We start from the raw sequence: 14,313 nt of genomic DNA on the forward strand, positions 1-14,313 counted from the left end.
AATTTAAACCCGTGGTTATTTCGTCTCGGCAATTACTTCAAAAGGGAAATCAACAATCACTTCTCTGTGAAGTCTGATTTGGGCATTGTACGGCCCAACTCTTTTAATTGATCCTCCTTTAATGCTAATAAATTTTCTGTCTATTTGATGACCAGCTTTGTCCAAAGCGGCAGCCAAATCGATATTGTTTACCGAACCGAACAATTTATCACCTGCTCCAACTTTTGCTGGAATACGGATTTCCAATTGTTTTAATGCTTCGGCCTTTTTATTGGCTTCATCAATAACCTTCTTTTCTTTATGGGCACGTTGCTTTAGGTTTTCTGCCAACACTTTCTTTGCGGAAGGGGTTGCTAAAGCTGCCAATCCTTTAGGAATAAGGTAGTTTCTTCCATAACCGTTCTTAACCGTTACGACATCGTCCTTAAAACCTAAATCCTGTATATCTTCTTTTAGAATAAGTTCCATTCTTCAGTGTTTTTTATTTCAACATATCGCCAACATACGGCATTAAGGCTAGGTGACGTGCACGTTTTACGGCTTGGGCCACTTTTCTCTGATACTTTAAAGAGGTACCTGTAAGTCTTCTGGGAAGCAATTTACCTTGCTCGTTTACCAACTTCATCAAAAAGTCTGGGTCTTTATAATCAATGTACTTGATTCCAGATTTCTTGAACCTACAATACTTCTTTTGCTTATTGGTCTCAATGTTCAATGGGGTCAAATACCTAATTTCCCCATCTTTTTTTGATTTTGCTTGTTGTTCTATAGATGCCATAACCCTATGCCTTTGCTTTTAATTTGGTTCTTCTTCTTTCTGCCCAAGAAATAGCGTGCTTGTCCAACTTAACAGTTAGAAAACGCATAATGCGCTCATCTCTTCTAAATTCCAGCTCGTAAGGTGCAATTACTTCACCGGGAACGGTGAATTCAAATAAGTGGTAAAAACCACTTTTCTTGTGTTGAATGGGATAGGCCAATTTCTTAAGTCCCCAGTTTTCTTTGGAGACCATTTTGCCACCATTCTTAATTAAGAAATCTTCAAATTTCTTAACTGTTTCCTCTATCTGCGTTTCAGACAGAACGGGATTCAAAATGAAAACAGTTTCGTAATGGTTCATATATTATATTTTTAAAGGAGCGCAAAATTAGTGATAATTACTTCTTTGCGCAAGAAAAGCTAAAAATCTTCGTTTAAAGCACAAGAGTTATTAACATTCATGAACCAATTAAACCTACGTAACGTATATGGTAATGTACACAACAAAATAGACCATGTTTACATCTTTTGTTGCAGTTAAACGTCATTTTTGTGTAATTTGCCGATGATTTAAAACCCTACAAATCACCCCATTCTATGAAATTAAAAAGTATAATTGTAGACGACTCCTCAATGCAACGGATGGCTGTTGCAAAATTGGTCAACAATCACCCTCATCTTGCCCTTGTAGCCGAATATAGTAATGCTATTGAAGCCAAGAACGGGCTTAAGAACCACGACATTGATCTTATCTTTTTAGATGTTGAAATGCCAATCATTAGTGGTTTTGACCTTTTAGAGGCCTTGGAGAACCCTCCACAAGTAATTTTAATCACTGGAAAGCCTGATTACGCGCTCAAGGCCTTTGATTATGATGTAACCGACTACCTTCACAAACCTATTACATTAGCACGTTTTGAATCCTCTGTAAAAAGAGCGGTTGCCAAATACGAGCAAATGAACAGGGTTGATGAAGATGAGGAGCATATTTTTGTAAAGAGCAACCTTAAAAAGCGTAAGGTTATCTTAAATGATATTAAATGGATAGAAGCCTTGGGAGATTACATTAAATTGGTGACCGACGAAGCCAATATTGTAATTCTTTCCACTATGAAAGCTTTTGAGAAGCAATTACCTGCTGAAAAGTTTTTGAGAATCCATAAATCTTATATTGTGAATCTGGAGAAGATAGAAAAGTTCAACAGTAAAAATGTTGAAGTAGGGGGAAGACAGATTCCATTAAGTAGAAATAAAAAGACAGAGTTGGCAGAAGCACTTGCCAATGTATAGTTATATGTGGTCCACGTTGTAGACCAGTCTTATACTCTTATACTTAGAAATAGCATTAAAAGATTTTTCTATTCTTTTAATGCTATTTTTTGTTTGGGCCATTGACTGACCTCTTGGAATTTTAATCAAGATATTTTTAAGGTATTCTCTCCGGATTCTAGCCACTGGCGGATATTCCGGACCAAGGATTTGCTGTCCCAATACATTTCGTAATGAACTCGCAAACCAGTCAGACGCATCATTAAGTTTATTGTAATCCCTATCTTTTAAGGTAAGCTTAATGATACGCACCAAAGGTGGATACTTAAACTGCTCGCGTTCATAGTATTGCTCTGCAAACATTTTGTCATAATTGTTGGTGGTCACTTGCTGCAGAATTTGATGGTATGGATTATAGGTTTGAATTAAGACCTTGCCCCTCTTCTTGGTTCTCCCCGCTCTACCCGCTACTTGGGTCAGCATTTGAAAACTTCGTTCATGGGCGCGATAATCCGGAAAATTCAATAGAGAATCAGCATTCATGATACCAACTAGGCTCACATTTCTAAAATCCAAGCCCTTTGTGACCATTTGAGTGCCCACAAGTACATCCATTTCTTGCTGTTCAAACGCGGTGATTATTTTTTCATAAGCGTACTTCCCCCTAGTAGTATCTAAATCCATCCTACCCACATTGATGTCTGGGAAAAGTTGCTGTAACTCCTGCTGAATCTGTTCGGTTCCAAATCCTTTTTTATCCAACGTATGACTCCCACATGCCAAACAACTCAATTGCGATGCAATATGATGGCCGCAATAATGGCATCGCAGTTGGTCTCTATGTTGATGATAGGTCAAACTAACATCACAATTGGGACATTGGGCCACATGTCCGCAAGTTGTACATTCTATTATGGGTGAAAAACCTCTTCGATTTTGGAAAAGTATAATCTGTTCTCCTTCTTCCAAGGTTTCCGTAATGGCATTGAACAAGGTTTCTGAAAAATGCCCTTTCATCCGCTTTTTACGGGTCGCCTCTTTAATATCGATTAAATTAATATCCGGCATTAATACATCGCCAAAACGATATTTAATGGATGCATAACCATATTTTCCTTTTTTGGCGTTGTCCATGCTCTCTATGCTAGGGGTGGCAGAGCCCAAAACACAACAAGACTTATGAAGCGATGCCAGAACAACCGCAGCATCCCTGGCATGATAACGAGGAGCAGGGTCAAATTGTTTAAAGGAACTCTCATGTTCTTCGTCCACAACCACTAATCCCAAATTTGAAAATGGTAAAAACAGGGACGACCTAGCACCTATTACAATTTGAGCTTTGTTCGCATTGGCAAGCACATTGTTCCATACCTCAACACGTTCATGGATGCTATATTTTGAATGATAAATCGCTACTTTATTTCCAAAGTACTGACGGAGCCTATTGATCAATTGCGAGGTCAACGCAATTTCAGGTAGTAAATAGAGGGCTTGTTTTCCTTGCTCCAAGCACTTTTCTATCAATTTGATATAAACTTCGGTTTTCCCCGAAGAGGTTACGCCGTGTAATAAAGCCGTTTTATTCAGCTCAAAACTTTTGTTGATAGCCTTAAACGCTTCTTGCTGATAAGAGTTTAAGGTAATTCCCTCTACATTATCGGTATCTTCATCATACTGAACCCTGTCGGTCTGAATATGGTATTCTTCAAGAATGGACTTATCAATAAGTGCTTTGATAACTGCTCTGGAACTTCCACTTTCCTTTTCCAAATCTGCAACGGGAATTGGTTTTTTGGTCTTGGCCTGAAGCTGAAAAAGGGACAACACCACCTGACTCTGTTTGGGAGCTCTGGTAAGGTTTTGCAGTAATTCTTCCAGTTTGGCTTCACTTTGATATGCTTCTCCAAGTTTTACATACCGAACCAATTTGGGTTTATATTGTTCGTAAAGCTCTTCTTTTTGAAGCACCACTCCCTTCTGCACCAATCTGTTTACCAAGGGCAGTACATTCTTTTTGTCCACAATGCCACTTATCTCGCCAATCTTTAGAGCGGTTTGGTGCTGTAGGGCTTCGTAGACCAAAAACTCATCGTCCCTAAGCTCCATTTCATCAACCACTGCCTCTTTGTTGGGCAAAACCAAAGTCTCACTTTCCAATAAAAATGCGCTGGGCAATGCACTGCGCAAGACCTCTCCCAAAGTACACATGTAATATTGAGCGATCCATTGCCAATGTTTTAATTGAAATTCATTCACCAAGGGAGCCTCATCCAGAATCTGGTAGATTTCCTTTGCTTCGTAAGCTTCCGGCTTATTTTGATGAATGTTATAAGCAAGCGCGGTATAAATTTTTGATTTTCCAAAGGGAACCGCAACCCGCATCCCAACTTTTAAAAAATGAGCTTCCTGCTCCGAAATTTTATAGGTAAAGAGCCTTTCCAGAGGAATAGGAAGTACAACATCTAAAAAAAAGTCCATATACTATTCCTCAATTACCCTGTGCCAGGTTTGGGTTCGGTATAAAAATGCCAAATACCCCCTAACCTTGAGCTTGTTCTTATTATCTGGATCCAACCATACTTTGCCCCTAAAAACCATGGCTTGTTCTGGGTCAAAAAGTCGTTTCCCTTTGTATTCCCCTTTACTGTTTCTTTCAAAATCATCCATGATTTTCATCCCAGTAATGGGTTTATCCTTCAACTCTCCCTTGCATTTAATACACACGGCATTTTCTTTTCCTTTTTCGAGTATCTTAAGGATTCTGGCCTGCAAAAGACCATTTTCTTTGTAAACCTCCACAATGGCCTTGGCGACTCCGTTACGGTCATCCACCGTTTTCCATTTTCCAAATACCGTTTGGGAGTATGTACATTGAAGCATAAAAAAGCAAACAATGGCTATAATTCTATGTGGTATCCTGTTGTTGCTTTTCATGCTTTTTCTTTAACGAATTAAGTGTTGCATTCAATTCAAACCCCAACAAAAGGATATTGGAGTTCAACCAAATGAACACCATTAAAATCAATAATCCCCCTAAAGCTCCGTACAACTCGTTGTAGCGAGCAAATTTTTCCACATACACCCCGAATAAATACGAAGTAAGCACAAACAGCAACGTGGTCATCAGTGCTCCGGCAGAAAAGAACCTAGCTTTTCTACCTTCAGCAGTTCCGAAATAATATAAAATGGCCGTAGTCAGGTATGACAACAGCATAAAGAACAAAATCTTGGTTACCTGAATCCCAATGGTATCCCCCTTTTGGACATCATAGCCCAAGGTCTTGCCCAAATATTCGCTGGTGTACTCCACAATGTAGAATTCAAAATAAACGAAAGCCACCGCGCCCAAAATCAACAGAATGGATAAAATGAGCCCTACCATTAAAGCATAAGCATATTGCCTGAAAAAATTCCGAGTCAATTCCACATGGTAGGAGTTTTCAAATCCGCCAAATATGGCATTTACCCCATTGGCAACAAGAAATATGGAAACCAAAAATGCAGATGATAGGATACCTCCGCTTCTTTGATCCTTAATTTGCTGGTAAATGTCTCCAAAATACTCCCCTGTTGCCGTAGGAAGGAACGATTCCAAAAAAAGCAAAAACTGCGCATCAAAATTTTCGTTGCCCACGCTTGCGTAAGGTATTATCCAAGGTACAAGTGTCACCAAAAATATCATTAATGGGAACAACGCCATAAAAAGGCTAAAGGCAATGGAGCTGGCCCTTGTTGATAGGGTACCCTTTACAATGCCAAGCACATACATCTCTATCAAATCATAAAAAGAAAGGCCTTCAAATGCTCTCAATTTAATGTTCTTGAGCAGACGTACCACCCAGTTGATCACCGGGATTTTCTCTAGCTGTTCTTCTATGGCAACAGACATCGTTATACGGCTTTTAAACTAAGGTCCATATTATGGACAGAATGTGTCAATGCCCCAGAGGAAATATAATTGACCCCGCATAGTGCATACTCACGAATAGTACTTTCATTTATCCCTCCGGAAGATTCTGTTAGACATTGATTTCCAATCAAGGCAACGGCCTTTTTGGTTTCCTCATAATCAAAGTTATCCAGCAAAATCCTGTATACCCCTTTAGTCTCCAATATTTCTTCTACTTCATTCAAATTTCTGGCTTCAACAATGATTTTTAAATCCCTTTTGGTATCCGAAAGGTATTGTTGTGTCTTAAGTATTGCCTTGGTAATACCTCCTGCAAAGTCAATATGGTTATCCTTTAGCATAATCATGTCATACAATGCAAACCTATGGTTTTCTCCTCCCCCAATTTTCACGGCCCATTTTTCCAAAGCTCGAATTCCAGGCGTGGTTTTACGGGTATCCAATATCTTAGTCTGCGTACCTTCCAACAATGTTACATATTGCTTGGTTTTTGTAGCTATGGCACTCATACGCTGCATGGCATTCAGTACTAGGCGTTCAGCTTTCAAGATGCTCTGGGAGCTTCCCTCTACATAAAAGGCAATATCGCCATGCTTCACTTCTTCCCCATCCAAAATGAGTGTCTCAATGGTTAAGTCCGAATCCACATATTCAAAAACCTGTTTGGCAAATGCAATACCAGCTATTACGCCTTCATCTTTTACCAATAATTTGGCTTTTCCTGTTGCGGTTTCAGGGATACAGGCCAAAGAACTATGGTCACCATCGCCAACATCTTCACGGATGGCATTGGCAATAATTAAATCGAGTTCTTTTTGAAATTGATCTTTGGTAATCATTTATAAATGGGGTTTTGACGAAAATAATAAAAACATTGTTCTCGATCTATGGACATTTACCTTTGTTTGGTTCGAAAAATTTACTTTTGAAAATGCAAATTACTTTAATCGCCATTGGGAAGACCGATAGTTCTGAACTCTCCAAACTTATTACCATTTATGAAAAGCGGCTAGGGCATTATATCAAATTTAATTTTGTCGTCATCCCAGATATCAAAAACAGCAAAAATCTTTCCGAAAAACTTCAAAAGGAAAAAGAGGGTGAGTCCATTCTTTCCCAAATACATCCTTCAGATACATTGATCTTATTGGATGAAAAGGGAAAACAGTTTTCATCCATGGAGTTTTCGCAGTTTTTACAGAAGAAAATGAACAGTGGCCTAAAAAAACTTGTATTGGTTATAGGCGGACCTTATGGTTTTGGTGAAAAGGTATATAAGCGTAGCAATGGACAGTTAAGTCTATCCAAAATGACCTTTTCCCATCAGATGGTACGTTTGTTTTTAATTGAACAATTGTACAGAGGTTTTACTATTTTACGGAATGAGCCGTACCATCATCAATAAGCACTTTTTCGGTTGCTAAGGGGTTATATTTTTCAAGGAAGTTCTCCACTTTTTGTATTACAATATGATGGGGTTTGGCTTCTTCTTCGGTTTTTTCAAGCGATTTTATCATATCTGCCGAAACCTTTTTTAAGTGCTCCAATTCCTCGCTTATGAACCCATATATTTCTTTTTGTCTCTCAGGTTTTTTTTCAACCTTTAAGACATATTGAAGATCTCCAATATTCTTCATGTGTGAATTGAATACCTGTGATTGGTGCCAAGCTATTTCGGAGAGTTTTTTCTTTTGGTTTACAATTCTGTTAATAATTGGGTTGACTATGAAAAAAATCTCAAACAATATGATGACAATGGAAAATATGGCGAGTTCCAATTCTATGATCATCATAGTTTTAATATCGTCGTCCGCCTTGGTCTGAAATTGACCTACAATTACATCCATAATGGTAGCAAAACGATCAACACGGTATTTTACATCATTAAAGGATACACTTTTAAATTTTTTAAAATGCTTTAGTTCACTGTGCAACCATTCCAAATGAGGTTCCAATCTTCTAAATTCCCTTAGAATTTCTGGACTGTCCAAGGGCTCAATCTTCAAATTTTCATTCCCATGTTGTAAGAATCCGTTCATTTGGTACAACTTGGTTAGAATGAGCCTCATTTCGGCATAATCGCAATTGTGGTACCGACATGAGTATAATTCATTCAGTAATTGCTGACTAAACATCCTTTGTTTCCCCGCAAGATTGACACTTAGTGCAGTAGCCCTTTGTTTGTTCAATGAGTATTGTGTCATGGACTGGATGGCAATGGTCAACAGCACAATGGAAATTACCAACAGGTAATATGCCCTAAAGCCTTTTTGAAAAATTTTTAGCTTCTTAATTTTCATGCAGGTAAATTCAAACAGTAAGAATACACCTACAATTTACTTCTTAAAAAGAGTCTTTTTCTAAAAATGTTGTGAAACAAGGATTTCAGAATGTGAAAGGAAGTATTCTGGAAATCTAACCCTAAAGTTTAGTAAAGCACCCTAAATTTAATCGTATTCTCCACATTTTTAAGTGCTTTCATCACTTCCTTGTTATAGTCTTTGTCCAAATCGGTAATTACATACCCCACTTCACTGTCCGTGGACAAATACTGACCTGTAATATTCATCTCATACTTGGCCAGCACCTTACTAATTTTGGCCATGACCCCAGGCACATTTTTATGGATATGTAAGAAACGATGCGCATTGGTCTGCTTTGGCAACCTAATGTCAGGGAAATTAACGGCATCCACGGTATTTCCGGAATTGATGTAATCCATGATTTTATTGGGCACAAAATCGGCTATATCCCGTTGTGCTTCCTCCGTACTACCTCCTACATGGGGAGTTAGGATAACATTGGACAAGCCTTGCAGTGCCGTTTGAAAATCACCATTGCTCCGCGGCTCCGAAGGATATACATCCACAGCAGCGCCACTTAATTTTCCACTTTTTAATGCTTCAGACAATGCTTCAATATCCACTACAAACCCTCTAGAGAGATTTATCAATATAGAACCATCCCTCATTTGGTTGATTTCTCGCTCACCAATAAAATTTTTGTTGGCCTTGTTATCATCTACATGCAATGACACCACATCCGAAACGGACAACAAATCTTCCAGGGTACTACATTTTATGGCATTCCCCAGCGCCAAACGGTCGGCAACATCATAATAATACACACGCATTCCAATGGCCTCTGCCAACACGGATAATTGCTTTCCAATATTTCCATAACCAACAATTCCAAGGTTTTTACCCCGGACCTCTTTGGAGTTGATGGCGGTTTTGTTCCATTCCCCATTATGGATTTCAGTACTTCGGGTAAACACATTGCGCATAAGCATAATAATCTGCCCAATCGCCAATTCCACCACAGATCTGGTATTGCTGTAGGGTGCATTGAAGACAATAACTCCCTTCTTTTTGGCTGCTTCAAGATCAATTTGGGTTGTTCCTATGCAGAACGCACCCACAACCAAAAGCTTATTGGCTGCATCCAGCACTTTTTGCGTTACTTGTGTTTTGGAACGTATACCCAAAACATGTACTCCTTTGATTTTTTCAATAAGTTCTTCCTCCGGCAAACTGTGTTTTACCAATTCCACGGAAAAACCATCTTCCGACAGATTATCAAAAGCTGCCGGATGTACATTCTCCAACAATAAGATTTTGATTCTGTTCTTCGGATACGATATATTTCTAGGTAAATCGTTTACATATAGAAACTCATCCAAGTTGGGAGTTACATGATCTGCATTGTTCGCAGCTTTTTCCCTATGTACATTCTCGGTATAGGCAAAAAATTTGTCCGCAATACCTGCCTCACGCATTACATAATCACTATATCCATCTCCAATCACCTGAACCTCTCCATCCAGGTCAAGATTCTTCAAGCACTCTATTTTTCCGTTGTGTGATGCAAGGACATTTGCTTCATCAAAACCAATAATACTTCCTTCTTCGTCAAATTTGAAGGTATTGGCATATACCCGTTCCGATGGGATGTTATATTCCTCAACAATAGGATCTATAAACTCCTTAAATCCACAAGAAATCACATAAATATCATCAGAGAATTTTTCAAAAAACTCTTTGTTGGACGCTATTGATTTGGAGATTTTCTGACGTAGTTCATCAACCAAGCCATCCAAATCGTTCTTATGGGCCTTTAAGAGTTTTATTCTTCGCTCCAAAGATTCGGTAAACGAAATATCCCCATCAATTCCAAGATTGGTAATGTCTTGAATTTCTTGGATAATCTCTTCTTTATTGGATTTACCCTGTAAGGTCATTTCTGCTAAAACATCCAATGCCTCTACCCTGGTAAGGGTGCTGTCAAAATCAAAAACGTACTTGCGTCCCACTTCTACCATGAATTTCTTCAAAAAATTAAGGAATAAAAATAAACATTAATTCCATCCACAAAATTGGAAGTCCTGAAAATCGATTCAGAAATATGGATATATCAAAAAACGCCCTTAAAATGTTTCAATATGAAGAAAAACAGGCCTCTAACTTGCTAAAACCATCTTCTAGTAGCCTTGCAATAAGCACTATATTCCTTGCCAAACAGCCCCAACAGAGCCTCCTCTTCTTTTTTGATTTGAAAATGGTTCATATAATACACAAAACCAGCGGCCAAAAGTGTATTAAATGCATTTCCCATTTTTAACCCAAAAGCAAGCAATAGTAACAACAGACCCAAATACATGGGATTCCGGGTAAATTTGTAGATACCATTTGTAACCAACGCACTGGTTTTTGATAAATTAAAAGGGTTGGAAGTGGTTTTTGCCCTTGCAAATTGGAACAGGGCCAGAAGAGTAACCAAAAGGGCCAGGGAAAATAAAAAGATGGCCAGCTCAATTCTTCCAAAAAAATCAAAATCGCCCACCGGCAGAAACTTGGCCAGAACATACATAAGACCAGCAAAAATCAGCATTACAAATGGTGGGAGTATCTTCATCTTGTTTTCAATTGGTTGTACACCGAAATTACTACTTTTAGACCTTCATTTAATCACGTTACAGCTTGAAAATTGTTTTTGCCACACATAATCCCAACAAATTAGAAGAAGTCAGACAGCTTTTGCCTTCTACAATTGAACTGCTATCGCTGAATGATATTGATTGCTTTGATGAAATTCCGGAGACAGGGAAAACCTTGGAGGAAAATGCCAAAATAAAGGCCGATTACGTTACAAAAAACTATGGTTATAATTGTTTTTCTGATGACACTGGCTTACTAATTGAAGCCTTAAATGGCGCCCCAGGAGTTTATTCAGCTCGATATGCAGGGGAACAAAAGAATGCCCAAGACAACATGGACAAGGTTTTATCGGAATTAAACGGGCATAGCAATAGGGTTGCCCATTTTAAGACCATCGTTCATTTAAATCTTGAAGGCAACAGCTATGTTTTTGAAGGCATCGTTAACGGTACCATTATTGAAAAACAAATAGGGGCTGGAGGTTTTGGCTATGACCCCATTTTTAAACCCGAAGGGTTTTCCCAGACTTTTGGAGAGCTTTCTGCTGAAACCAAAAATACCATAAGCCATCGTGGAAAAGCTGTGCGAAAATTGATTGAATTCCTCAAAACCCGGACACCATAGTTGCAAGTCTGTAAATAAGTGTACCTTTGCGCCTTTATTAACGCCGCCGGTATGGGCATGGTGTTGCGAGGAGCTTAAGTGCGTATTACAAAAAATCGCTCTATGCAACACAACATATTTGCGATTTAAGGTATATACCACAATGACAAAATTTGAAACCTTGGGGTTGGACAAACCCCTATTGGATGCTATTGCTGATCTCGGATTTGAAACTCCTTCCGAAGTACAGGAAAAATCAATCCCAATTTTATTACAACAAGAAACCGATCTGGTTGCTCTGGCACAAACCGGAACCGGTAAGACAGCTGCGTTCGGTTTTCCCATGATTCAAAAAATTCATGCGGAGAGCAGAACTACACAAGGACTTATCTTATCCCCTACCCGCGAGCTTTGTTTGCAGATTACCAACGAGCTAAAATTGTATTCAAAATACGTTAAGGGTTTGAATACTGTTGCCATTTATGGTGGTGCAAGTATCACAGAGCAAGCTAGGCAGATAAAACGTGGTGCCCAGATTGTGGTCGCCACTCCTGGTAGAATGAAGGATATGATCGGACGTGGAATGGTCGACATTTCCAAAATTGATTATTGCGTACTTGATGAAGCTGATGAAATGCTGAACATGGGCTTTTATGAAGATATCAAGGACATCCTGTCCAACACGCCCAAAGAAAAATTTACATGGTTGTTTTCCGCTACCATGCCCAAAGAAGTTTCCACCATTGCCAAAAAGTTCATGCACAAGCCCCAGGAAATTACTGTGGGCACCAAAAATGCAGGAGCTTCAACAGTACAGCATGAATATTATCAAGTAGGTGGCCGTGATCGTTATCCTGCGCTTAAGCGCCTCGCAGACGCCAACCCTGGTATTTTCTCCGTTATTTTCTGTAGAACCAAACGTGATACTCAAAAAGTTGCCGAAAAACTAATCGAAGATGGTTACAACGCAGGTGCTTTACACGGGGATTTGAGTCAAAACCAGCGGGATTTAGTCATGAATGCCTTTAGAAAGAAACAAGTCCAGATGCTTGTGGCCACGGATGTGGCTGCCCGTGGAATTGATGTGGATGACATAACGCACGTAATCAACTATCAGTTACCAGATGAAATCGAAACCTACACTCACCGTAGTGGTAGAACCGGTCGTGCTGGAAAGTCTGGAATCTCTATGGTCATTGTGACGCGGTCTGAAATTCGGAAGATAAAGGCCATTGAAAAGAAAATCAAACAAGATTTTATTTCTAAAAAGATTCCTACTGGAATTGAAATATGCGAAATTCAACTATACCATCTGGCCAATAAAATCAAGGAAACAGAAATAAACACTGAAATAGACAATTATTTACCTGCTATAAACGATGTTTTGGATGGTATTGACCGGGAAGAATTGGTAAAAAAAATCGTTTCGGTAGAGTTTACGCGTTTCTATAATTATTACAGCAAGACAAGAGATTTAAATTCTTCTGATAACAGCAGAGAGCGCGGTGAAAGAGGGGAACGTTCCAAAGGTGATGTTCCTTCAAGCGGTTCTGTGCGCTATTTTATAAATGTTGGTGAGCGTGATGGCTATGACTGGATGTCTTTGAAGGATTTCCTTCGAGATACCCTAAACCTTGAAAAAGAAGATGTTTTCAACGTGGACACCAAGGATAGTTTTTCCTTTTTCAATACCGACGCACAATTAACAGAACTAATTCTTCAAACTTTCACCGATTTTAAGGTGGATGGACGCTTTATCAACGTTGAAGTATCCAAAAACCCGGGCGGTGCAGCTAAGGGCGGCAGAAAACGTGATAGAAAACGCGGTCACAGAAAAGGTGGCGATGGCGGCTACCGTAAAGGAGGAGACAATAGGTCGTTCCGAGGAGGCAAAAAAGGAGGTTCTGGCCGAAGAGGTGGAAAAAAACGTCCAGGTTTTTATTAGTTAATTCTATATTAAATGATGGTGGACTCGTATTTATTTTTCTTTGTTTAGTACTTTTATGATTACAAAGATTGCATGAAAAGAGTTCTACTTACATTTTTTTCCTTCGTTTCATTTTTTTGTTTTGCTCAAAATGAGGATGGTAGTCTGGTTGAAGGAGAGCTGAAAGCTACCGTGATCAACGCGCAAACCAGCTTTCCCATGGTGAGTGTGCATGTCATTAATCTAAACAAGGTTGTTGGGACCATAACCGATCAGGAGGGGAAGTTCACCATTAGGGCAGCAGTTAATGACACTTTATACCTTTCCTTCTTGGGTTTTAAATCCCAAAAAGTTCGTGTCACCAATGACATGTTCAAATTTGAGGATACTGAAATTGCGTTGACGGAACTTGCATATGCACTGGAAGAGGTTATTGTAAGACCTTATCAGCTTACAGGGTATTTGGAAATTGATGTAAAGAATCTCCCTATCAATAATGCATATCAATATAGCATCTCCGGTCTTTCAAAAAGCTATGAAGCTGGCAGTAAAAACCCAAGCGCGGTAACCAAGGTTTTGGGAGCCATTTTGAACCCCGCTGATCTTTTGCGGAACTTATTTGGGAAAAAGCCACGGCAGATGCGTAAACTGAGGCAAATGAAAGAGGATGATGACATTAGAAATTTACTCGCTTCAAAATTTGATCGGGAAACGCTTACCGAACTACTTCAATTGGAAAAAGTGGATATTGAAGATATCTTGAACAACTGCAACTATTCCAAATCCTTTATCAACACGGCAAATGACCTTCAAATACTGGATGCCATTTCTAGTTGTTATGAAGAATACAAAGTGCTCAATAGACGCTAGAAAGAATTTTTCGGTTCAATTTTGGGGTTAAAATACT

15 protein-coding genes are annotated in these 14,313 nt (G+C 39.1%); 5 read left to right on the plus strand and 10 right to left on the minus strand.

The features are described 5' to 3' along the window. Positions 1–15: 15 nt before the first annotated feature. The 3 genes from rplI to rpsF are packed head-to-tail and all read right to left on the minus strand — an operon-like array spanning position 16 to position 1,121. Positions 16–468 (minus strand): 50S ribosomal protein L9, encoded by a 453-nt coding sequence (gene rplI / locus ACOQO1_RS06675; RefSeq protein WP_420602089.1) that lies wholly within the window; start codon positions 466–468, stop codon positions 16–18. A gap of 13 nt (positions 469–481) precedes the next feature. Next, a complete protein-coding gene (gene rpsR, locus ACOQO1_RS06680) occupies positions 482–778 on the minus strand; it encodes a 30S ribosomal protein S18 (RefSeq protein ID WP_055392375.1) in 297 nt (98 codons plus the stop codon). Between the two features lie 4 nt (positions 779–782). After that, positions 783–1,121, minus strand: a complete 339-nt coding sequence (gene rpsF, locus ACOQO1_RS06685) for a 30S ribosomal protein S6 (RefSeq protein WP_163418594.1) — start codon at positions 1,119–1,121, stop codon at positions 783–785. 236 nt (positions 1,122–1,357) lie between these two features. Here rpsF and ACOQO1_RS06690 point away from each other — a divergent pair, with 236 nt between their 5' ends. Further along, a complete protein-coding gene (locus tag ACOQO1_RS06690; RefSeq protein WP_073176311.1) occupies positions 1,358–2,050 on the plus strand; it encodes a LytR/AlgR family response regulator transcription factor in 693 nt (230 codons plus the stop codon). Here ACOQO1_RS06690 and priA read toward each other — a convergent pair whose 3' ends face one another. The 4 genes from priA to nadC are packed head-to-tail and all read right to left on the minus strand — an operon-like array spanning position 2,051 to position 6,778. Further along, positions 2,051–4,507 carry a replication restart helicase PriA gene (gene priA / locus ACOQO1_RS06695; protein WP_420602090.1) on the minus strand — a complete coding sequence of 819 codons (2,457 nt, stop codon included), beginning with the start codon at positions 4,505–4,507 and terminating at the stop codon, positions 2,051–2,053. 3 nt (positions 4,508–4,510) lie between these two features. Beyond that, entirely contained in the window at positions 4,511–4,963 is a 453-nt protein-coding gene (locus ACOQO1_RS06700) for a DUF2147 domain-containing protein (protein ID WP_420602091.1), read from the minus strand. Further along, a complete protein-coding gene (locus tag ACOQO1_RS06705) occupies positions 4,935–5,918 on the minus strand; it encodes a YihY/virulence factor BrkB family protein (RefSeq protein WP_420602092.1) in 984 nt (327 codons plus the stop codon). The genes ACOQO1_RS06700 and ACOQO1_RS06705 overlap by 29 nt, the downstream gene beginning before the upstream one ends. Positions 5,919–5,920: 2 nt before the next feature. Beyond that, on the minus strand, positions 5,921–6,778 hold the full coding sequence (gene nadC / locus ACOQO1_RS06710; RefSeq protein WP_420602093.1) for a carboxylating nicotinate-nucleotide diphosphorylase: 858 nt from the start codon (positions 6,776–6,778) through the stop codon (positions 5,921–5,923). Positions 6,779–6,870: 92 nt separating this feature from the next. Between nadC and rlmH the strand changes: the two genes are divergently transcribed. Beyond that, positions 6,871–7,344: a 23S rRNA (pseudouridine(1915)-N(3))-methyltransferase RlmH gene (rlmH, locus tag ACOQO1_RS06715; protein ID WP_420602094.1), complete on the plus strand. Its 474-nt coding sequence runs from the start codon at positions 6,871–6,873 to the stop codon at positions 7,342–7,344. Here rlmH and ACOQO1_RS06720 read toward each other — a convergent pair. The 3 genes from ACOQO1_RS06720 to ACOQO1_RS06730 all read right to left on the minus strand — a co-directional run bounded on the left by ACOQO1_RS06720 (position 7,310) and on the right by ACOQO1_RS06730 (position 10,853). After that, positions 7,310–8,239, minus strand: a complete 930-nt coding sequence (locus ACOQO1_RS06720) for a hypothetical protein (RefSeq protein ID WP_420602095.1) — start codon at positions 8,237–8,239, stop codon at positions 7,310–7,312. The two genes, rlmH and ACOQO1_RS06720, sit on opposite strands and share 35 nt — an antisense overlap. 128 nt (positions 8,240–8,367) lie before the next feature. Next, on the minus strand, positions 8,368–10,260 hold the full coding sequence (serA, locus tag ACOQO1_RS06725) for a phosphoglycerate dehydrogenase (protein WP_420602096.1): 1,893 nt from the start codon (positions 10,258–10,260) through the stop codon (positions 8,368–8,370). A gap of 146 nt (positions 10,261–10,406) precedes the next feature. Next, positions 10,407–10,853 (minus strand): methyltransferase family protein, encoded by a 447-nt coding sequence (locus ACOQO1_RS06730; RefSeq protein WP_420602097.1) that lies wholly within the window; start codon positions 10,851–10,853, stop codon positions 10,407–10,409. A 65-nt stretch (positions 10,854–10,918) separates the two neighbouring features. On the opposite strand from ACOQO1_RS06730, the gene ACOQO1_RS06735 reads away from it, so the two are divergent. The 3 genes from ACOQO1_RS06735 to ACOQO1_RS06745 all read left to right on the plus strand — a co-directional run bounded on the left by ACOQO1_RS06735 (position 10,919) and on the right by ACOQO1_RS06745 (position 14,276). Beyond that, on the plus strand, positions 10,919–11,500 hold the full coding sequence (locus tag ACOQO1_RS06735) for a non-canonical purine NTP diphosphatase (RefSeq protein ID WP_420602098.1): 582 nt from the start codon (positions 10,919–10,921) through the stop codon (positions 11,498–11,500). Positions 11,501–11,642: 142 nt separating this feature from the next. Beyond that, the gene (locus ACOQO1_RS06740) at positions 11,643–13,424 is read left to right on the plus strand and encodes a DEAD/DEAH box helicase (protein ID WP_420602099.1); all 1,782 of its coding nucleotides are present in this window, start codon (positions 11,643–11,645) and stop codon (positions 13,422–13,424) included. 75 nt (positions 13,425–13,499) lie between these two features. Next, on the plus strand, positions 13,500–14,276 hold the full coding sequence (locus ACOQO1_RS06745; protein WP_420602100.1) for a carboxypeptidase-like regulatory domain-containing protein: 777 nt from the start codon (positions 13,500–13,502) through the stop codon (positions 14,274–14,276). Positions 14,277–14,313: the final 37 nt, after the last annotated feature.

The organism is Flagellimonas sp. (assembly GCF_965222555.1).
Lineage (GTDB): Bacteria > Bacteroidota > Bacteroidia > Flavobacteriales > Flavobacteriaceae > Flagellimonas.